The organism is Lentimicrobium sp. L6 (assembly GCF_013166655.1).
GTDB lineage: Bacteria > Bacteroidota > Bacteroidia > Bacteroidales > UBA12170 > UBA12170.
Window position 1 is genome coordinate 1 of record NZ_JABKCA010000052.1, and the last position, 22,410, is coordinate 22,410.

15 protein-coding genes and 1 pseudogene are annotated in these 22,410 nt (G+C 36.3%); 8 read left to right on the forward strand and 8 right to left on the reverse strand.

Annotation, left to right across the window (positions count from 1 at the left end):
• The first annotated feature begins 518 nt into the window (after window positions 1–518).
• Window positions 519–1,496: an isoaspartyl peptidase/L-asparaginase family protein gene (locus HNS38_RS13385; protein ID WP_172276503.1), complete on the forward strand. Its 978-nt coding sequence runs from the start codon at window positions 519–521 to the stop codon at window positions 1,494–1,496.
• A gap of 231 nt (window positions 1,497–1,727) precedes the next feature.
• On the opposite strand, the gene HNS38_RS13390 is transcribed toward HNS38_RS13385, so the two are convergent.
• Both HNS38_RS13390 and HNS38_RS13395 read right to left on the reverse strand, forming a co-directional pair.
• A complete protein-coding gene (locus HNS38_RS13390) occupies window positions 1,728–1,883 on the reverse strand; it encodes a hypothetical protein (protein ID WP_172276506.1) in 156 nt (51 codons plus the stop codon).
• A 12-nt stretch (window positions 1,884–1,895) separates the two neighbouring features.
• On the reverse strand, window positions 1,896–3,881 hold the full coding sequence (locus HNS38_RS13395) for a response regulator (protein ID WP_172276509.1): 1,986 nt from the start codon (window positions 3,879–3,881) through the stop codon (window positions 1,896–1,898).
• 226 nt (window positions 3,882–4,107) lie between these two features.
• Here HNS38_RS13395 and dxr point away from each other — a divergent pair, with 226 nt between their 5' ends.
• From dxr to rocD, 5 genes are all read left to right on the forward strand, one after another.
• Window positions 4,108–5,280 carry a 1-deoxy-D-xylulose-5-phosphate reductoisomerase gene (gene dxr, locus HNS38_RS13400; RefSeq protein ID WP_172276512.1) on the forward strand — a complete coding sequence of 391 codons (1,173 nt, stop codon included), beginning with the start codon at window positions 4,108–4,110 and terminating at the stop codon, window positions 5,278–5,280.
• A gap of 1 nt (window position 5,281) precedes the next feature.
• Window positions 5,282–6,616 carry an RIP metalloprotease RseP gene (rseP, locus tag HNS38_RS13405; protein ID WP_172276515.1) on the forward strand — a complete coding sequence of 445 codons (1,335 nt, stop codon included), beginning with the start codon at window positions 5,282–5,284 and terminating at the stop codon, window positions 6,614–6,616.
• A 125-nt stretch (window positions 6,617–6,741) separates the two neighbouring features.
• Entirely contained in the window at window positions 6,742–7,521 is a 780-nt protein-coding gene (locus tag HNS38_RS13410) for a UDP-2,3-diacylglucosamine diphosphatase (protein ID WP_172276518.1), read from the forward strand.
• A gap of 999 nt (window positions 7,522–8,520) precedes the next feature.
• Window positions 8,521–9,693 carry a DNA polymerase IV gene (gene dinB, locus HNS38_RS13415; RefSeq protein WP_172276521.1) on the forward strand — a complete coding sequence of 391 codons (1,173 nt, stop codon included), beginning with the start codon at window positions 8,521–8,523 and terminating at the stop codon, window positions 9,691–9,693.
• 528 nt (window positions 9,694–10,221) lie between these two features.
• Entirely contained in the window at window positions 10,222–11,445 is a 1,224-nt protein-coding gene (rocD, locus tag HNS38_RS13420; RefSeq protein ID WP_172276524.1) for an ornithine--oxo-acid transaminase, read from the forward strand.
• Between the two features lie 476 nt (window positions 11,446–11,921).
• Here rocD and HNS38_RS13425 read toward each other — a convergent pair whose 3' ends face one another.
• From HNS38_RS13425 to rsgA, 5 genes are all read right to left on the reverse strand, one after another.
• Window positions 11,922–13,091 carry a glycosyltransferase gene (locus HNS38_RS13425; protein WP_172276527.1) on the reverse strand — a complete coding sequence of 390 codons (1,170 nt, stop codon included), beginning with the start codon at window positions 13,089–13,091 and terminating at the stop codon, window positions 11,922–11,924.
• Window positions 13,088–14,281, reverse strand: a complete 1,194-nt coding sequence (locus HNS38_RS13430; RefSeq protein WP_172276530.1) for a glycosyltransferase family 4 protein — start codon at window positions 14,279–14,281, stop codon at window positions 13,088–13,090. Before HNS38_RS13430 ends, HNS38_RS13425 begins: the two co-directional genes overlap by 4 nt.
• 165 nt (window positions 14,282–14,446) lie before the next feature.
• Window positions 14,447–15,865 carry a BamA/TamA family outer membrane protein gene (locus tag HNS38_RS13435; protein WP_172276533.1) on the reverse strand — a complete coding sequence of 473 codons (1,419 nt, stop codon included), beginning with the start codon at window positions 15,863–15,865 and terminating at the stop codon, window positions 14,447–14,449.
• Window position 15,866: 1 nt separating this feature from the next.
• Window positions 15,867–16,529: a CBS domain-containing protein gene (locus HNS38_RS13440; protein WP_172276536.1), complete on the reverse strand. Its 663-nt coding sequence runs from the start codon at window positions 16,527–16,529 to the stop codon at window positions 15,867–15,869.
• Window positions 16,530–17,474: a ribosome small subunit-dependent GTPase A gene (rsgA, locus tag HNS38_RS13445; RefSeq protein WP_172276539.1), complete on the reverse strand. Its 945-nt coding sequence runs from the start codon at window positions 17,472–17,474 to the stop codon at window positions 16,530–16,532.
• Between the two features lie 132 nt (window positions 17,475–17,606).
• Between rsgA and HNS38_RS13450 the strand changes: the two genes are divergently transcribed.
• A complete protein-coding gene (locus HNS38_RS13450) occupies window positions 17,607–18,263 on the forward strand; it encodes a PrsW family glutamic-type intramembrane protease (RefSeq protein ID WP_172276542.1) in 657 nt (218 codons plus the stop codon).
• Between the two features lie 62 nt (window positions 18,264–18,325).
• Window positions 18,326–19,258, forward strand: coding sequence for a hypothetical protein (locus HNS38_RS13455; RefSeq protein ID WP_172276545.1), 933 nt, complete (start codon window positions 18,326–18,328; stop codon window positions 19,256–19,258).
• Between the two features lie 482 nt (window positions 19,259–19,740).
• Here the strand turns inward: HNS38_RS13455 and HNS38_RS13460 are convergent.
• Window positions 19,741–22,368: pseudogene (locus HNS38_RS13460) on the reverse strand (DNA gyrase/topoisomerase IV subunit A); the annotation flags it as partial.
• Between the last annotated feature and the right edge of the window lie 42 nt (window positions 22,369–22,410).

Consider the following 22,410-nt stretch of genomic DNA (forward strand, 5'->3'; position numbering starts at 1 on the left):
TTCAAAATAGCTTTTGATTTGTTTAAACAAGATGTGTATAAAGAGTAGTTCCCCATGGGGAGCCAAAAAATCAGATTTCAGTTTCAAAAATCAAATTATAATAGAATATCAAATTTTTCAATCTAATCATTTTGCTGAATCTTTTCCCTGACTCCCCTTGGGGTCGGGGTAAATCAGGGAAAATTAAACTATAGTAATTCTTACTGATTAGTAACTAAAAATGAAATTATAAAAAGTTTTGAGCTATTTTAATGTTTATTCAAAAAGATTAAAATCATATAGAATGCTATTGTACAAAGAACCACCAAGATTCACAAAATCCACAAAGAAGAATCATATAAAGTGAGTTATTCTAGTTTTTTTATTTTCGTGTCTCCTTTGAGTGTTTTGTGCCATAATGCTTTAATTTTTTCAAATTGAAAACAGTTATCGATACACTTCAAAAAGCCTTGCGAAAATTGTTTATATTTGACATCCATACCAATAAATAACTATAAAAAGCCAAATAATAAATAGAAATGAAAAAATACCTACCTATTATTCTCATTTTACTTTGGTCCTGTCAAATGGAAGTGAAAAACGAAAAAGAACAAAAAATACAAACTAATCCCGATTGGACCATAGTCATTCACGGAGGAGCTGGAGACATTGAAAAAGAAGGATTCTCTGAGGAAAGACAATCAGAATACAAACAAAAATTAGAGGAGGCCATTCAGGCGGGCTCTGTCATTCTAGAAAATGGGGGGACAAGTTTAGAAGCTGTTGAAGCAAGTATTCATATCATGGAGGATTCACCACTTTTTAATGCTGGTAAAGGAGCCGTTTTTAATGCTTTGGGTCAAAATGAAATGGATGCTTCCATTATGGATGGAAAAAGTGGAAAAGCAGGGGCGGTGGCTGGAGTCCGTCATATTAAAAACCCCATCAGTGCAGCCATTGCAGTGATGGAAAAATCGCCACATGTATTGCTTATTGGTGATGGTGCTGAGAAATTCGCTTCAGAACATGGAGTGGAAATCACCGATACTTCTTGGTTTTATACCGAAAAAAGATGGAAAAGCTACGAGAAAATGAAGCAAGACAAGCACGGAACAGTGGGCTGCGTAGCACTAGATAAACACGGGAATATTACAGCTGGAACCTCCACTGGAGGCATGACCATGAAAATGCCCGGAAGAGTGGGTGATAGCCCAATTATTGGCGCTGGCACCTATGCCGATAATCATACTTGTGGGATTTCAGCCACGGGTCATGGGGAGTTCTTCATTAGAAATGTAGTGGCCTACGATGTGGCCGCCATCATGAAATATCAAGGAAAAAGTATTGAAGAAGCAGCAAATTATGTGATTCAAGACAAACTAAAATCTCAAAACGCTAGCGGTGGAATCATAGGTTTAGATGCCCAAGGGAATATCATCATGGAATTTAATACTACGGCTATGTTTAGAGCATCGAATCGCTCTGATGATGATTTACGAGTGGCTATTTTTAAATAAATCGCTATCTGGCCAAGCAATATTAAGACCGCATTCATTTCCACGGGCTTCCCCGCGGCTATTCATCTGTCGCCCTTCCAGGACTCAAATTAGCATCATCCTTAGACTATTTAAATGAGCTCGAGAAGTGGCGAGGCGGAGAGCTTGCGATTCTAAAAAAACACATCTGTGGAAATAAGCGTTTTAATCCTGACCGTAATGTCATGGATTCCCTTTTAATACCATCTAATCCTAAGCCCTTAACAAATCGTGAATTTTTTCCTTTGCTGCTCTTAGTGCCTCAGCAATGTTATTTTCTATAACAATAAGCTCCTCAAAATCGTTTGAAGTAGCTTTGTATTTGCCAGAGGGCAATTTCTTAATGTTGATATTTATCGTACTGCTCATCATCTATGGGTTTTAAACATATTTTGCAATAGTGCGTCTGAGATGAGTTAGATTGATTGGTTTGGCAATGAATTCTACACAACCAGCTCGTCTACACCTCTCTATATCTTCATCTTGGGTATAGGCGGTTTGAGCAATGATGGGTAAATCGGGTTGAAGTTTCAATATTTCGGTGGTAGCCTGCAAGCCATCTACAGTAGGCATTTTAATATCCATAAGCACCAAGCAAATATTCTTTTCTCTGCAATAATCTATGGCTTCCTTACCATTTTTAGCCCAAATGACATCTAGATTTAAATCTTTCAATACATATTTCAGTAGGTGGTAATTGTCCTCTTCATCTTCTGCTATCATCACCATGTTTTTTTGAGGAGGTTTTACCTTAGAATTGTTTTCTTGGGATAAAGGATGGATGATTTCAAAAACCGATCCTCTATTTACTTCGGAGCTTAAGCTAATTTCCCCACCTAATAATCGCATTAAAGAACGGCTAATAGACAGACCAATACCAGTTCCTTGTGGCTTCTCAATATGATCGATTTGCTGAAAACGTTCAAATATTTGCTGCTGTAATTTGATAGGGATCCCAATCCCTGTATCCTTTACATATATGTGAACTAAATTGTTTTTTATTTCAAAACTAATCTCTACACTACCTTCTTCTGTAAATTTCAAAGCATTATTGACTAAATTCATCAATACCTGCTTCAGCCTCAATTTATCAGTTTCAATAATCGTGTCTAAATTTTCAGTCTGTGAATATTTAATTTCAATATGACCTTTGTCTTTATTATGCTTATCGAAATCAAATATCGTTTTTATATCCAGTAATAACTGGTGAATACTCAAGGCTTCTGTATTGATGGCTACAAGATCAGACTCAATCTTTGCAATATCCATTAAATCATTAATCAATTGTAATAGCGTATCGGAATTATTATTGATGATGCGTATAAAATCAGAAGTATCCTCAGGATCGGCATCTTCCAATAACTGACTAAAACCCACAATAGCATTCATAGGAGTTCTAATCTCATGACTCATATTGGCCAAGAACCTATTTTTCAGTTTTTCTGCATTTTCAGCCTCATTAAGGGCTAATTTTAAAGCATGTCTGTTTTCTTCAATTTCTCTATTTATATTTCTAAGTCGATCATTCTGGGTTTTATACTCTCTATTAATCTTCTCTAAATCACTATTTAGATTTTTCAATTCCTTATTGGTTTCTAAGCGATCAGAAATATCACGAGCAATAGTAATGATCACTTGCTTGCCCTTTATTTCAGTAATGGAGGAACTAATTTCTACCGGAATGCTTCTGAAATCTTTAGAAATGAGTTCTGTTTCATAAACATGCTTTTTCTTATCCTTTAATAATCGAACCTCTAATAAATAGTCAAATATCTTTTGTGGAGCGATAATCTTTTCTGGTTCCATGCTAAGCATTTCTTCACGGCTGTATCTCAATCGCTCTAATGAATTATAATTGACAGTAATAAAAGGGCCTTCTAGTTCTCTGATAAATACCAACTCATCTATCACATCTAAAAATCTGGTAAACTCATCTGGTTTATTCTCTGATTTTGCTATCTCCAACTGTTTCTTTTCTCTCTGGAGATGAGTCATTAATAAAACAATCCTCTCAAAAACACTAATTAGATTAGATTTCCCTTCTACAATAAAATCACGAGCTCCATATTCAATGAGGCTTTCTATGATTTCCGTTTTATAATCATCAAGTATAAAAATAATGGGAGGAACTATATTGAAGTCCTTTTTAATCTTCTTTAATAATTCTAAACCATTAAATGCTGGGAATAAATAATCAGAAACTATGATGCAGTTTTTCTTATCCTCTATTATACCCAACAAAGCCTGATAATTGGCTGCACTAGCTATGTTCATTCCCTTTTGTATCAATCCTTCCTTAATATCTACAAAGAATGAAGAATGAGGGCTAAAGAATACGATCCTATATGTATTAATTTTAGTCAACATAATAAAAGTTTATATATTATAAGACTATATTTTAAGAAATGGTGGTTACGAAAATGAAGTATTATAAGTTCTTTCAAAAAATAAGTCGTCTATTTAAGTAAAGATAATAAATATTAGTTCGAAATCAAAATCTAAAACAATATTTATATATCATCAATTTATTTAGTTTTGCTGCTTATTATAATATCGTAGAATATGCCATCCAAAAGGTTAGGCCGTAATAAATATGGAAAGTCAAGAAGGTAAAGGAATTACAATTTTAGGATCTACTGGGAGTATTGGAAGGCAAGCCCTTCAAGTTATTTCTGAATATCCCGAATTATTTAGACTAAAGATATTAAGTGCCCATTCAAGTATTGATTTATTGATAGAACAGGCATTGAAATATCATCCAGAAATGGTGTTTATTGCAAACTCCACGCGACAAAATGCCCTTAAAGCTGCTTTAGCTCATACCTCCATTCAAGTATTAAACACTGAGGAAGAACTATATGAAACTTTTCTTCAAGAAGACCTCCATATGGTGTTATTGGCCATTGTTGGATTTGCTGGACTAAAGCCTGCATTAAAAACCATTGAAGCCTCTAAAGATTTAGCTATTGCAAATAAAGAGAGTTTGGTGGTGGGTGGTCATATCCTCATGGATTTGGTAAAAAAGCATCAGGTCAATTTATTACCGGTAGATTCGGAGCATTCTGCGATTTTTCAATGTTTACAAGGTGAGCAAGCCGAGAGTGTAGAGAAAATCATTTTAACCGCTAGCGGAGGGCCGTTCTTTGAATGGTCAGCTGAAGAAATGAAGAAAATCACCTTAAAACAAGCGCTTAAACATCCCACGTGGGAGATGGGGCACAAAATCACCATTGATTCTGCAAGCATGATGAATAAAGGGCTTGAGGTGATTGAAGCCAAGTGGTTATTCAATTTGAATCCTCAACAAATAGACGTGGTAGCTCATCCTCAGTCTTTGGTACACAGTATGGTCCAGTTTAATGATGGCTCAGTAAAAGCCCAAATGAGTCCTCCCGATATGCGAGGTCCTATTCAATATGCTATGTTTCACCCCCATCGAAAACAAGCCGGTTTAACAAGATTTAATTTTTCGGAAGCATTGAGTCTCAGTTTCAAGCCTGTTGATATGAAAAAATTTCGTAATCTTGCACTCGCTTTCGAAGCTCTAGAAAAAGGGGGGAATATTCCGGCTATTTTAAATGCAGCCAATGAAGCTGCTGTTGAGGCGGTTCTCCAAAACCAGCTTCCTTTCTATAGAATATCAGAAGTGGTTGAAAATATGATGAAAGAAATGAACTTTATCCAAAATCCAAACTTACAGGATTTAGAAAATACTCATTTTGAAACCATCGCCAAAAGCAAAGAATTAATCAAGAGAAAAAACTAGAATGGATATCCTTATACAAATTTTACAACTCATTTTAAGTCTGTCGGTATTGGTAATTGTGCATGAATTTGGACACTTTGCCGCTGCAAAAATATTTCATACTAAAGTAGAGAAGTTTTATCTTTTCTTTAATCCTGGCTTCTCCCTTTTTAAGTTTAAATATGGGGAAACAGAATATGGTATGGGTTGGTTGCCTTTAGGGGGCTATGTGAAAATTGCCGGAATGATAGACGAAAGCATGGACAAAGAGCAAATGGAAAAAGACCCTGAGCCATGGGAGTTTAGAAGCAAACCCGCGTGGCAACGCTTAATCATTATGTTGGGTGGGGTTTTTATGAATGTGATATTAGCCATGCTTATCTATATTGTAATGATGGCCAGTTATGGTGAAGAATACCTTCCTACATCGGCTGTTAAATATGGAATTCAGGTGGATAGCTTAGGCCAAACCTTAGGTTTAAAAAATGGAGATAAAATTTTAACTCTTGATGGACAAGAAGTGGATGATTTCATGAAGATTCCTGCCCATTTAATTTTAGAGGAGGTGCAAGCCATTCAAATTGATCGTAATGGACAGCGATTAGATATTCCAGTAAGTACTCAGTTTGTAGGTGACTTAATAGCCAGCGAAAAACCTGGTTTCCTGATGCCTCGTATGCCCATTCGCATCAGTGAATTTGCCAAGAGTTCCACCGCAGAAGAAGCCGGAATTATGAAGGGCGATTGGATACAAAGCCTTAACGGACAACAGGTGGCCTTTTTTGACCAGTTCCAAATATTCAGAGATAGTGTAGCTGCCAATACAGGTAAAATGGTTCAGGTGAGTGTATTACGTGAAAACAAATTAAAGACCTTTGAAGTAGCAGTGCAAGACGATGGTCTTATTGGTATTTCAATTGGTGCCGATTTAGGATTGGATTTTGATTTAAAATCTCGCGATTATACCGTGATAGAAGCTATACCAGCTGGTATCAACAAAGCATTTGAAACCATTAATAGCTATCTTAAACAATTAAAGATACTTTTTAACCCTGAAATGAAAGCTTATAAGTCGGTTGGTGGATTTATTAAGATTGGTAGCATCTTTCCTCCGGTTTGGGATTGGATGAAATTCTGGAGTCTGACCGCTTTCTTATCCATCATGCTTGCTGTATTAAATATACTACCTATTCCAGCTTTAGATGGTGGTCATGTGATGTTCTTGATGTATGAAATTATTGCCCGCCGTAAGCCTAGCGATAAGTTTATGGAATATGCACAGATGGTAGGAATGTTCCTTTTATTAGCTCTATTGGTATTTGCCAATGGTAACGATATCTGGAACTTGTTTAACTAATGCTTGCCAGTAAAACCATATCAATTGGTTTTCTAACAAACACAAAAGCAAAGCCATAAAATGCCATTTTTTTCCTTATGTTTGTACTGAAAACAAACATTTACAGACATTAAAAAAACGGAATCTTGACGAAACCATCAAATAAAAAGGTCTACTTTCTCTCCGATGCTCATCTGGGTATTCCCGATGTGGAATCTAGTAAAGTTAGAGAGAGAAAGATGGTGAGATGGTTGGATGAGGTCAAGAAAGATGCACTAGCCATTTATATTCTCGGCGATCTCTTTGACTTCTGGTTCGAGTATAAAACGGTGGTTCCCAAAGGTTTTACTCGTCTTTTTGGCAAGCTGGCTGAAATTACCGACAGTGGTATTCCAATACATTTCTTTAGAGGAAACCATGATATTTGGGCTTTCAATTATTTAAATGAAGAGCTCAATATTGAAATCCATCGAGAGCCTTTAGAAGTGGAGCTTTTAGGTAAAAAGTTCTTTTTAGCTCATGGCGACGGATTAGGCCAAGGCGATAAGGGCTATAAGTTCTTGAAGTGGATATTTGAGCAGAAACTCAATCAATGGTTATTTCGTTGGATTCATCCCGATTGGGGATTGGCTATGGGTTTGTTTTGGTCGAGAAGAAGTCGTTATGCGAATGTAGCCCGAGAAGAAAAAGAAAGAGAAGAACCAGTTATACGAGCCATAGAGGATTCTAGATTACCTATGTTTGCCAAAGATTATTTAAGGCAAGGCCATCAGATCGATTATTTTGTGATGGGACATTGGCATATTGTTAGAGATTTCGAACTTCAATCAAACAGTCGTTTTATCTTCTTAGGCGATTGGATTTCTCGTTTTTCTTATGGTGTTTTTGATGGCGAGGTTTTTGAGATGAAGGTTTTTGAGGGGTAGATTAAAGAGATACCACAGAGGCACTGAGACACGAAGAGAAATGAGTGAATGATAGAATGGTTGAAGGAAGGTGCTATATCAAGATGCATCAATTCTTATAAGAGATTGCTTCATCGAACCTCCTCGCAATGACCCATCTTCGAATGGAGATACTAACCTGTATATAATTAAAAGGCCGGTCATTGCGAATGTAGTGAAGCAATCTCCTCAAATCTAGCCTATTTTCTATTACTATCAAACCAAGGATACTATCCTCAAACTTCGACTCTGCTCATTTCGAGGGGCTATCTTTCTATGCAAGGTTGATTACATCATTGGAAAACATCGATAATACTTCACAAACCTAAGCTTATTATATTTTTCGTTACCAAGGACGCTATCCCTTCTATGGCTATCATCCTTTATATATTCAGCCAATATGGAACATCTAACTAAGCGCCGTAGGTGCGGTATTTTGGTAGCATGGTGCGAAACGAAGTGGAGCGCCATGATAGCAATAATAGAATATTTTAAAGAGCCGCTCGATGATCGGGTTGATACGAAACAGAAAGGTTAGCGGTTTGAAAAGGAGGCTTGAGCTAGGTTCTGTTGTTTACATCGTTGTGTATTTACGATGGTTACGATTTCGCACCTGCGTAAATAAGTGTATTCGCATCCAAGGACGCTATCCCCTCTAGGCTTATCATCCTTTCTATTATGCTTTGCCATATGAAACGCTTAGCAGCGACATTTCATTAGCCCAGTATAAGGGCATGCAATGACCGAAATGCTGGGATAATGATGAACCCTAGTTTTATCTGGCCGGCCAGAGGTTCTGAATTAAAAGCTGCGTTTGCTGCCGGCTATATATCAATTTTCTTATGTGAGAAGGTGGGGTCAATTTTATTTGAGCACCAAGAAACCCTAAAAACCAGGGAAGCCTTCCCTTTTGGGGAATGATTCCCTTATTCGCCGGTTTGCCAGCTCAACCATATTATATTTTTCGTAATTTGCCCGATTATGAATGACCAGATTCCCATCAAAAAGATAATACATGTGGATATGGATGCCTTTTACGCATCGGTGGAACAAATGGATAATCCTGAGCTACAGGGGAAACCATTAGCTGTAGGTGGTGGTGGAGAGAGGGGTGTGATTGCAGCAGCCAGCTATGAGGCTAGAGCTTATGGTGTGCGTTCTGCCATGTCTGGAGCACTTGCTCGTCGTAAATGCCCTCCTCTAATCTTTGTGAAACCTAGAATGGAACGCTATAAAGAAATCTCCAATAAAATTCAAGAGATATTCTTTGACTATACCGATCTTGTAGAACCCTTAAGTTTGGATGAAGCCTACTTAGATGTCACAAAAAACAAGAAAAACATAAGTTCTGCTAGTAAATTAGCTAAAGAAATCCGCCAACGTATTTTTGAAGAAGTGGGATTAAGAGCATCGGCAGGAATATCTATTAATAAATTTACGGCCAAAATTGCCTCTGACATCAACAAACCCAATGGTCAAAAAACCATTATGCCCAACGCGGTTATTGCTTTCTTGGAGGAGCTCCCCATTGAAAAATTCTTTGGAGTTGGAAAAGTTACAGCTGAAAAGATGAATAGCCTAGGTATTTTCAATGGCAAAGATTTAAAAGCCCAAAGCTTAGCCTTTTTAGCAAGAAACTTTGGTAAATCGGGTAGTCACTTCCATGAAATCGTGAGAGGTATACAGCATAGTGAAGTCAGACCAAATAGGTTGAGAAAATCCATTGCTGCGGAGCGTACTTTTATTACTGACATTTCCTCAGAAAGCGATATGATTAAAAAGCTAGAACAAATAGCTGAGGAATTAGAGAGACGATTATGGAGAACCAAAGTAAAGGGGAAAACCATAACTGTTAAAATGAAGCATCATGACTTCACCATACAAAGCAGATCCAAAACCCTTAACCACTGGATCAATCAAAAAGAGGAGCTATTAATATTAGCAGTAGACTTATTACGTCAAGCCGCATTAGAAAAACCGGTGCGTCTATTGGGTATCTCTATTAGCAAATTAGATAACGAGCCCGATTTGCCTGTATCTTGGATTCAGTTGGAGATTGAGTTTCCGGGGAGAAGTATTGAAGAATTTAATAATACAAGGAAGAAAGAAGATACCACGGAGGCAATGAGACACAGAGGTGGAATGAGAGAATGAATGAATGTTACAAGGAAGAAAAGAAGGAAGCGGACCACGAAGGGTGGAAAATATTTCCGCCTGAGCTGAATTCTTGGATGTAGGATATGAAATGTCCGATGACCGATGTGGTCTTAAATCAACCTACATCTCTTATTGCTTAAGATTGCCACGTCGCTATACCTTACCACTCAGTGTATTGCCTCGCAATGACACATCTTCGGAGGAGATTCTACTACTGAGTTTTATATGAAACAAGTTCATGGCGAGCAAAGGAAGCCATCTCCTTAAATCAACACTTATTTCCAACAAACAAAAGCGCATAAATATAAGCTCTTTTCGGGGTATAAAATGACTATTTATACAAACTATTTATAAGCTATAAAAAGAAGGAATAATAGTCAAGATTTTCTATTCAAAAGGCAATACGACATTTAAATATCTGTATATTTGCGCTGCAATTAAATTAATTTTATAATCCAAAAGACTTGTTTAAACGCTTCTAAGTAAAATGGTTAGAAAGACAAGTCTCTAAAACACACATAGCATATGTCTGAATTCATTTCTTCAAAGGAAGCCATGGAGTTGGAAGATAAGTATGGTGCACATAACTATCATCCACTACCAGTAGTATTATCTAAGGGAAAAGGAGCTAAAGTATGGGATGCAGAAGGAAAAGAATATTATGATTTCCTAAGCGCTTATTCTGCCGTTAACCAAGGGCATTGTCATCCAAAAATTGTGGAGGCATTAGTTGATCAAGCACGTACGTTAACACTAACGTCTAGAGCTTTTTATAATGATGTTTTAGGTCCTTACGAAAAGTATATCACTGAATATTTTGGTTTCGACAAAGTCTTACCTATGAATACTGGTGCTGAAGCTGACGAGACTGCATTAAAATTAGCTCGCAAATGGGGATATACAAAAAAAGGTATTCCAGAGAACGAAGCTAAAATCGTTGTTTGTGCCAATAATTTCCATGGTAGAACTATTACTATCATTTCTATGTCGACAGACCCAGACGCTTATAAAGGTTTTGGCCCTTATACTCCTGGTTTTGTTACTGTTCCTTATAATGATTTAGATGCCTTAGCCAACGAATTAAAAGACCCTAATGTTTGTGCATTCTTAGTGGAGCCTATTCAAGGTGAAGCTGGTGTTTATGTACCAGACGATGGATACTTAAAGAAGTCATATGAGCTTTGCAAAGCCAATAATGTACTTTTTATTGCCGATGAGGTTCAGACAGGCATTGCCCGTACAGGTAAATTATTAGCTTGTGACCACGAAGAGGTACGCCCAGATATCTTGATCTTAGGGAAAGCCCTTTCTGGTGGTGTTATTCCTGTTTCTGCTGTTTTAGCTGATGATGACATTATGCTTTGCATTAAGCCAGGCGAACATGGTTCTACTTTTGGTGGTTTCCCATTAGCTGCAAAAGTAGCTGTTGCTGCTCTAGAAGTAGTCAAAGAAGAAAAATTAGCTGAAAGAGCTGAGTATTTAGGTGAGATTTTCCGTCGCGAAATGAAAGCCATTGATTCTCCTATGATTTCTTTAGTAAGAGGTCGTGGTTTATTAAATGCAGTTATTATTAAGCCAAAAAATGGAAAAGAAGCTTGGGATGTATGTATGAAGATGAGAGATTTAGGTGTTTTAGCTAAGCCAACTCACGGAGATATCATCCGTTTTGCTCCTCCTTTGGTTATCACAGAAGAACAATTAATGGCAGCTATTGCCTTAATTAAAGAAGCTATTGTTTCATTTGAATAGTCATTCTTCTTAGTATAGAATATAGAGCCATCGGATTTTTCGGTGGCTTTTTTTTATATTTCTTACCAAAAATGACTGCTCTTATCATAAAAATCATTTTCAGTATATTTATAAATTTCAATACAAAAGGTTTTCTTTGCAAAATCAGGCTTTTTGCTTGCACTAAAACATCATAGTCCGGAAATTCTATAATATTATATTTCTACCAGTTTTACTGAATTTAATGCAAATCCAATACTGTCCAAAATAATTTTTAGATTAAAAAAAAGATTCTTCATTTCTTTGGCTGAGAACGACAGTGTTTTACAAGGTAAAGAAGAAGCTGTTTACTATTTGCAATATCAAAAACGAAGGAGAGTTCTTCTCTCTTTCTGTTTTAAAAAATTAATACTTTCGCCTCTAAATCGAAAAGTTGCATTTACTACTTGAATTTAAGTTCTTTATGATGGAGTAAATGGGCTAACATTTGAAGCACCTTACTGATTGCGTTTAGTAACCTTCCAAATACCAGATTTCACTCCTTTTGAGAAACGAAAGAAACCAATAAACAAAGCCAAGTTCATGCTATAGAAATGGGTGATAAAACGGAGGAATCTAGAGTTAAAGCTGAGTTTTTTTAATAAAGAATCTAGCAGTGGAATAAAAAATCCGGCTATCTGAATACTAAAAGCCAATTGGTAAAATGGGGTATTCCAGAGTAAAGCGGAGCTCAGCAAACTAATGAGTAAGAAAAATGGACCTAGCCACCGTAGTACTTTATGTGATAAGAAAGTGAATGCCACACCGTTATTCATAGGCCAGAGTAGGTGACCAAACCATTTCAGGTTTTGAAAGTTCCCAGTAGCGATTCTTATTTTACGAATTAATTCAATTTTCAGGTCATTACTCACATCTTCAAAAACCTTAGCTTCTAGGTTATTAACACTCAGCTTTCCCTTTTCAAAAATCTTCATATTGATATAAAAATCATCAACCAAAGCATTGGAGGGAACCTGACTATAATCCTCTCGACGAATAGCATAACAACCACCGAAAGGGCCCATCATACTACCCCATACCAAAGACTCGTATTGCTTAATGTAAACTTCTCGGGAAATATAGGCTTTCTCCTGATGACTGATTCCTTCTTTTTTCAATCCCCTGTTAATCATATTTGTATCTACCAAACCAATATTCTCATCGGTAAAAGGGCGTGCAATTTCCAATAAGGTATTCTCATCGAAGATCACATTAGCATCAGTTAGTATCAGGATAGAACCCTTAGACAGATGAAACAAATCATTTACTACATTCTGCTTTCCTCTGCGCTTGCTATAGGCATTAAATATGAGATTGGGATGTTTATCAGCATAGGATTGAATAATTACATTGGTATCATCATCAGAATTATCAGAGCCAATTAATAGCTCAAATTTAGCAATTGGATAATTACTCTTGAAAACACTTTCTATCTTTTCCGCTATGACTGCTTCTTCATTAAATGCAGATACCAAAATAGACATCTTCGGTAACTCATCATCAGAAAGCTCTGGATAATTAAAGGTTTTTCCCTTAGCTAAAAATTTTATTAATAAAGGAAAGAAAACATAACTATGAAAAATCATGAGTACAGAGAGCCAAAACAATATTTGGAGGATCATCATCATAAGCTCTTATAAAAATTGATCAAGGATTGAGTAATCACTTTATTATCAAATTCCTTCTTTACAAATTCGTAGGCATTTCGTCCCATGGAATCGAAAAGCTCTTTATTCTCTACTAATTCTATAATTTTAGCTGCAAACTCATCAGGCTCGTCGGCAATCATCAACTCTTTTCCATCTACTGCAGGATTTCCTTCAGCGCCAATTTTCGTAGTCACTTGAGCCTTTCCTAAAGCCATGCCCTCCACTATTTTTATTCTCATTCCACTACCCGATAATAACGGAACTACGCCTATAGCTTTGCTGTTCATAAACTCAATAGCACTCTCTACTTCACCTATATAAACTAAGTTCTTCACCTTCATGGTTTTTATCCAATCTGGGGCATTTCTCCCTGCCAAATAAAACTTCAGATGAGGATGTTTCTTCACCACTATAGGCCAGATTTTATCAAAAAACCAAAGTAATCCTTCTTGGTTTGGTGGCCAATCGAGCGCTCCAATATGGAATACTGATGGAAATTCTTGTTTACTGGTATTTAATTTACTACCAAGGACATCAAAACCCGTTGGTGTGGTATGAACAGGAATCTTACACCCTAAAGACTGGAGTATTTTTCCATCTCTAGAAGTGATAGGAATCATGGCATCAAACTCATTCAACTGTTTTATTTCCAGCTTTTTTATCCTTTTAGCTAGGTTTGAAAAATAATAATTCTTTGGAAAAGAAGCATTCTTGGCTGTTCTTTCCCATATTTCAAATTCTAAATTATGAGCACGCATAGATACTTTTGCATTGGAATGGGCTCTAATGGAAGGCATATACATTCCCATATAACTTCCTTCCAATTGTATCACATCATATTCCTCCTCATCTAATAATAATTCTAATCTATCTCTAAACTTTTCCGTATAAAATCGCTCAGCAATATAAGCTTTATCAGAAAAGAAAAGGTTTTTTAGTGCCCCAATAGGAGAAATGAGAGCAGGAGTATCCACACCAACAAAACGAATAGTTCTACTTAGTTCGAGAGGGAGCTGATCGAGTCTGAAATAGTGTTTGGAGGTATTCATAGTCAGAATATCTACTTGATGTCCAAGCTTCACAAAATTGCGTGCTAAGGTTAAGGTAGCAATACTACCTCCATCTTTTGGAGGGTAAGGTATTTTATTGACTATGATTAATATCCGCATGCTACTGTTTTGGGTGAGCAAAGATAAAATTTTCAATCTGTTTTATAGAAAAATTAAGAATAAATCGGTGTTTTCCGCAGTAATTAAAATCCAATTTAAAAGAAACCAAGTCGAATTACACTAGCTATTAGATAAATATGAGGGAAAAGTGAAGAAAGCTAAGACCTAAATACTAGCCATAAAGTGAATAAAGAAACCACTCTCACCCATTTTATTAAAGGAATACTCTAATCGGAATACTATATCATAATAGGTGACCATATTTAAGCCCATTCCATATCCCCATAACCATTTATTCTGTAGATCATTTTCGTATTCAACTTCTCCAGGTACCCAACCTCCATCACTATATAAACTTAAATAAACTGCCCACGGAATTTTATTGAATTTGTCGGTAGGGATAAATTTAAGTGTTGAAACTTGCTGAGGAACCAATGAAAATTTCAATTCTCCTTTCAGGATAAAATAATTTTGACCATCGACAACGTAATATTCATAGCCTCGCACAAAATCTCTGCCATAACCTACTCCATAATTCAAGAAATAGGGCTGTTCGCCTCCACTACCAACACGCGCAATTATGCCTTCGGAATAATAAAATCTTTTATTAAGCTTCCAATATTTCCTAGCATTTATTTTGACACTCAGAATATTTATATCAGATCCTTTGAAGAATCCCATTCCTGTTTTCTCAATTAATAAATCGAGGTAATATCCTTTTAAAGGGAAGGTACGATAGTCTCTATGATCATTCTTAAAATAATAATTGATCTTAAAATATTGAGCTCGACTACGGTTTCCATTATAAAAATCAGGATTGATCTCAAAAACAGTATCCGCATAAATATGATCGTTATAACTCAACTCTACGCTATGTGTATTATAAATATCAGGGCGGTGTCCCAAAGTAATATATCCTGAATATCCTTTATGAGCATAATCGTCCACCAACTTCACTCTTTGAACTTTGTTGCCTACCGTTCCGTAAGAGACTTCGTGGTTCTTTGTCTGATTGAATCCAAATTCCAAACCTATGGTTTCTTTCTTATCTATATAAGGCACAGAATAACTAAAGCCCAACTTTTCATCATAACCAAATTGCAATAATATTTTTAAGTTCTCGCGCTTTCCTCTAAAATTCTCCCAATTGAGGAACATTCCATAATTGATTTTACTAAAATCTTTGGTTTCCCACCAAGCATTTAAGTTTCTTTCGGCCAATTCAAAAATAGGCAAAGGCCATATATACCAACGCTCTATCACTTTATAGCTTACCACATGTCTTTTTATACCATTAGAGGAGCTTAAAGAATCGATAACATCCACAAAATTAAACAGTGATGTATTCATTAAGTTCTCTCGGCTTTGTTCTAATATTCCTTGATAAGCAGAAATCCCAATGGTATCTCCAGGTTTAAAAGTGATTTCCCGTAAAAGGATGTTATCTCTCGTTACCTTATTTCCTATCAACTGTAAATCTTGAATAATGATTAAAGTATCTTGAGCAGATTTAAGCTCTTGTGCCCTCAGAGAGTAGAGGGACAATAAAAACACTGAAATAAGGAGCAAGATATGATATCGCATTCTAGATGTTTAAGTAGTTCATGAGTGAGTCGTAGCGTTCTGTTAAACTTTCGTTTAGTTCAGTTTCAGTATAAGATGCTTTTATTTCGTAGTTATATCTTGAGAAGGTTTGAAGTACAGGTTCAATATCTATAGAATTCAACTTTATGGTGACTTCTATTTTTGTTGATTCAGCAAAGGTACTTACAAACAAATTGAGAATCTTTATGTTATTGGTTTCAACTATTTGAGCTATTTCGGAAAGAGAATAGTCATGGATATTCATCATTAAAACGATAATACCTCCTGGATTACTGAGACTTGTAATCTTAGCCAAACGAGCTGCTAAATCACTCACCAAAATGCTTCCTAAATAAATTTCATTTTGATCCACCACCGGAACTAAAGTTAGATGATGCTCATGTATCAGCTCTAAAACTTCAAACAAATGTTGTTCTGAATGCACCGAGATATTAACATTAGCAATGGGGTGTCCTCCAATGGCCTCCTCAAATCTATTATAGGAATAAATATCATCTTCACTGATTAATCCAATATAGGTTTCTGCATTCACGATAGGTAAATGCGTCACTTTATACTCCTCCATTAAACTCAATCCGAGCATGCCAGTATCGGAAGTTTTAAGCGGAACAATAGTATTTGTTATGAGTTCGTGTGCCAGCATTTAAAATGGTTTTTTATCAAATTCCTCATCAAGAATGATGGCAAGATAGTTAATATATCTAGATTCTGCAATCTCTCCATTTTCTACCGCTTCCTTAACAGCACATTGGGGTTCCCGCACATGCAGGCAATTATTATACTTGCAATCGTGCATAAAAAATTCCATTTCAGGAAAGTAACCTGCCACATCTTGCTTCTCCAAATTCACTACTCCAAATTCTTTAATCCCAGGAGTATCTATGATGTATCCATTAAATTCTAGGGGATGCATTTCAGCAAAAGTAGTGGTATGGCGACCTTTTTGATGAACGGAGGAAATTTCAGATGTTTTTAGTTCTATTCCGGGCTGAATGGCATTCACTAAAGCTGACTTTCCCACTCCGCTATGCCCACCAAACATAGAAGTACGACCTTTCATCATCGCTTTAAGCTCATCTATTCCATCTCCTCTGGTAGCGCTGGTCACCAAACATTGATAACCTATGGTTTGATATAATTCCAAGAACTCATTCTGAATTTCATTCTCTTTCTCTTTATTGAGATCCACTTTATTAAATACCAAGACCACTGGAATATGATAGAGGGCAGCAGTTAAGAGAAAGCGATCTATAAATCCAGAACTGGTTCGAGGCTGACTAATGGTAACCACCAGAAAAGCATAATCAATATTGGTGGCAATGATATGAGTTTGCTTACTAAGCTTGGTTGACTTTCGAATGATATAGTTTCTTCGTGGCAAAATAGAATCAATCACCCCATTTTCTTCTCCATCTTTGATAAAGGTAACCCGATCGCCCACTGCAATAGGATTGGTACTTTTGATACCTGCAATCTTAAACTTTCCTTTAAATCTACAAGAAAGCACCAGCCCCTCATCTGTTCTCACCTCGTACCAACTACCAGTAGACCTTACAACTACGCCGCTATTTTGTTTTTCTTTTGTCATTTAAAAATTTGATTATTTCTCAATTCAAGACTCTTATAAAACTAAGAATCAACTCAGAAATTTTCGATAAAGATAATACTTTGAATAATTTGCTGTAAATTTACAAAACATAAGTATTACAAATCGAATTCTATGCTACAAATTGTACTTTCTCTTATACTTGGTCCTTTAATGGCCGCCATATTATTTGGCTATATGAAATATCGATTCCCGAGAGGATATTTTGGACTTTTGCTTCGCTCTTATTTTTGGGGGATATTTAGCACCATTGTTTTCGCGACCATTTTTTACATCACCTATCAACAGGGCTATCTGGTTTTAAAAAATCTTAGACGAATTATTTTCTTTAGCTTTTTCATTATCGCCTTTGGTCAAGAAATCGGGAAATTCATTGTTTTAAGATATTTAATGCTGCCTGCTAAGGTATTTCGAAATCCTTCGGACAGCATTATCTATTCTCTTATGATTTCATTTGGAGCTGTGACGGCAACTAATATTGGTATCCTTTTATTTTTCCCAAATTATGATTACAGCCTACTCATTTCAAATGTATTGGTAGGAATGGTTTATGCAGTACTAATGGGCTTCTTTGTGGGCATGGGTAAAATCAGGAATAACAGAATGATAGATTCATTATCTGGATTGTTTGGGGCTATTTTATTCCACGGAATATATGAATTTATCATCCAAACCAATGATCAACTTTTAATTTGGCCTTTCTTGATAGGTTCAGGTATTATTACCTTTCTATTAATTGTTAAAAGTATTCAGATATCCGACGAACTCTAAACTAGAATTTATCTAATTTCGCAGCTTGAAGTAGTTATCAACTTAGGAACAATATATCAAGAATGAAAAAGCCCATCAGAAAACTCCATTTTGACAGTGTTTTAGAGATTTTAAAAGAATACGATTTAGAGTCTACCTACGAAAAGGTGAACATTATTCCTAATCATGCAGATTTATACGAGGAAATATCTTCTTATATAGATACCGAAAGCTTTAGCAGAAGAGCTGTATTAGGTATTGATATTTATCGATATGGAATGTTCAAACATCTTGAACAAACCTTAATCCCCGCTTTGTTTAAAATTTTCTTTGAAAAAGCCATTAGGCTCTGCCTTGAATCCAATCAATATGTATTTCAAAATTATGACAAAAAAGCAATAGAAAAAGCTTTTATTAGTACTGGCGATGGTGGATTCTTAATTTTAGAAACACCTCTTCATGCAGTGCTATTTGCCATTAATTTTGAATTGGTGGTTCGCTCATATAATGCTTATCATTTGTTTCCAAAGTTGAGAAAAATAATTGGTAGTATAGAGTTAAGATATGCTATTACCCACGATACGCTATTCCATTTCGATGATAATTATTATGGAAGCGCTATTATCAATAATGCCAGAATCTTAAACAAAGACAACCTGAATAGATGTTTGATTGACGAAAGCACTTATACCTGGTTCCTCATTAACTGCGATGGAATTGAAAACCTTCAGGTATACACCATTCATGATATTGCTAATGTTTATGATTTCCAAGAATACGAACTCAAATGGATAGACAAGGGAGAAAACCTAATTATTCCTCCAAAGAAATCCAGATACGATGGAATCATCAATTCGGATATTTCTAAGATTGGCCAAATTCAGTCCAAAGAAATGTATTTAAATATCTACAACCTTCACATCCAGGTTAGCATGTACATTCGTTCAGATGCCTCTCAAGATAAAGAAAGACTAATTACTATTAGTTTGGGTAATCTGAATACCTCAGGAATATAATAGTTCCAGCGTTGAATGTATCATTAAAAATCTAAAGTAATCTGATTTTCATTTGATGTGGTTCCTGGTTTGGGAGTTGGTTTTTTCGCCTTTTTATAGTGCATAGGTTTTGGCTTATCCTTCCTCTCCTCCACTAAAACATGGTTCTCGTCCACCTCTATTTCTAATTCAATCTTCAGTTCAGTAGCTTCTTGTTTAGACTCCTCCTTTATGGTTTTCTTCATGGGAGGAGGATTCTGAAGTCTAGGTCGTTTTGCTCGTTTTTCAAGTGGCTTCTCTGCCGGCTTTTCCACAGGCTTCTCTTCTATTTTTTCGACTACATTTGGCTTAGCCTCAACAGCTGATTTTTCTATTGCCTTAGGTTTTTCCTCAATACTTGGCCGCTCTCTTAGTTTGGCCTTTGGGGTTTCTTCCTCCTCTACCTTTTCTTTTTGAACTTCTTCCTTAAGAACAGGAGCTTTTTCTTCAATTACAGGAATAGGTTTTCCTGAGTCCTCCTCAATGGTATCTCCTTTCGTATTTGATTCTACTGCTGTTTCCTCTACATTGTCATCTTCTGTATCATCATCTAGAGAAGGGTATTCATAAGCTAAGGGAGCAGCCCATTTTAAAGATTTTACTTTATCATTGGTCAAGCGTTTTCCCTTAGCTTTAAGGCTTTTTATGCCAATGAAATCATCCACATGAATTACTTCAACATTGGAATCTTTTCCTTTTCCGGTAGTCAACTCAAGTTGAGCTAAATAATCGAGGCTATACTCTAACATACGACCATTTTCATCACCAACAAAACAGACTTTCCTATCGGTTTCATCGAGATAAAAACGCTTCACATAGGGCAATTTAGTGGAAGGCTCCACATAAACCACAGTCATTACTTTTCTAGGATCATATTTTTCAATGTGAATCATTTGATCGTCAAAATGATTACTGATATCGAAATTATAAAGCTGATAATGCCCGTTTTTAAGGATGGTTAAAATCCTATCCTCCCCTTTGAAAGCACCAAGATAAAGGCCTCTATCTTCTGTATTTAAGCGTTTCACCGTCTCGTCATACCAAATATCAATAGCGCCTAAAGTACTCACTCCGTCTTCTTTTACTATGATTTTTTTGATATACTTCTTGGTGAGAATATTTCCTTTTGAACCTCTTCCCTTAATAGATAAATCTTTGAAATCGAAGTCGAGAACAGTTTTCTTGAGCTTGGGTTCTGCTCTTAAGTATATCTTAATCACTTCGGCTTCCCCATTCGGATTGGCTGTGAAATAAATCACTTTGGAATCTTTTTTACCCGTGGTAAGATCATACATCTTATCGCGAGTAATGGAAGTTACAGGGAAGCGTTTCACATAGTAATTCCCTCCTCTACCTTCCCGATAAACCATATTATAGGTCATACGGTCATCGCTCCTATTGAACACATCCACATGAATGATATTCTTACCCACAAAGGTTTTAGAACTCACCTTGGTGACCATGAAGTTACCATCTTGCATAAAGACGATAATATCATCTATATCGGAACAAACACCTACATATTCGTCTTTCTTTAGTGCAGTTCCTACGAAGCCATCCTCACGATTAACATATAGTTTAGTATTCGCAACAGCTACGGTTGCCGCATTAATGCTTTCGAAATTTCTAATTTCCGTTTTACGCTCTTTTCCTTTTCCGTATTTCTTCTTAATTAATTTATAATAGTCAATCGCATAATCAATTAAATTGGCTAAATGAAATTCTACTTTAGCTAATTCCTCATTCAAAGCAAAAATCTGCTCATCAGCCTTAAAGCTATTATACTTGGATATTCTCTTGATTTTAATCTCTGTTAACCTGATGATATCATCACGAGTCACCTCTCTAATAAAATCCTTTACAAAAGGTTTTAATCCTTCATCAATAGCAACAATAACCTCCTCAAAGGATTCACAAGTTTCAATATCACGATAGATTCTATTCTCAATGAAAATCTTCTCTAAAGATAGGTTATGCAGCTGCTCTAGTAGCTCCCCTTTCTTGATATCCAACTCCATTTTCAGAAGCTTCACCGTTTGCTCAACTGAGAATCGAAGCATTTCCTTAACCCCAAGAAACTGAGGTTTATCGTTCATGATGGTACAAGAGTTTGGTGAAATACTCACCTCACAATCCGTAAAAGCATATAAGGCATCTATGGTTTGATCTGGAGAAACACCAGGTGCCAAATGGAGCAATATTTCTACATCTTGAGCCGTATTGTCATCAATCTTTTTTATCTTAATCTTACCTTTATCATTGGCAGAGAGGATGCTATCGATTAGATTGGATGTGGTTTTGGAAAAAGGAATCTCAGTAATCTTAAGTAATTTGGCGGACTCCTGAACAATACGAGCTCTCACCCTTACTTTCCCTCCTCTTAAGCCATCTTTATACCTTTCTACATCTATCAAACCACCAGTCTGGAAGTCAGGAAAAAGTTCAAAACTTTTGTTTCTTAAAACAGAAATAGAAGCATCTATCAACTCAATAAAATTATGAGGCAATATCTTAGATGCCAAACCAACGGCAATACCTTCTACCCCATGTGCCAGCAATAATGGAAACTTAACGGGTAAAGCAACAGGCTCATCATTTCTACCATCATAGGACGATTTCCAGGTAGTTGTTTTGGGGTTGAACACCACCTCCAAAGCAAATTTTGACAAACGTGCTTCAATATAACGAGAAGCAGCGGCACGGTCACCTGTAAGGATATTCCCCCAGTTCCCCTGCATGTCTATTAATAAATCTTTCTGACCAATATGAACCAAAGCGTCACCAATACTGGCATCACCATGGGGGTGATACTTCATGGTATTTCCAATGATATTGGCTACTTTATTATAGCGGCCATCATCCATTTCTCGCATAGAATGTAATATTCTACGATGAACAGGCTTTAAGCCATCGTGAATATCGGGAACTGCACGCTCCAGAATCACATAGGAAGCATAGTCGAGAAACCAGTTCTCATACATGCCCGAAAGGTGCAATGCCTTTTGCATTTCACCCCGTTTTTTTTCCTCCTCACGTAAATCTTCGTCTGGCTCTAGATTCTCATCTAGAGGGTCAATATGTTCGTCGTCCATTCTTATTAATTTTATGCTTGTGCTCTAATTCATTTATTCCAA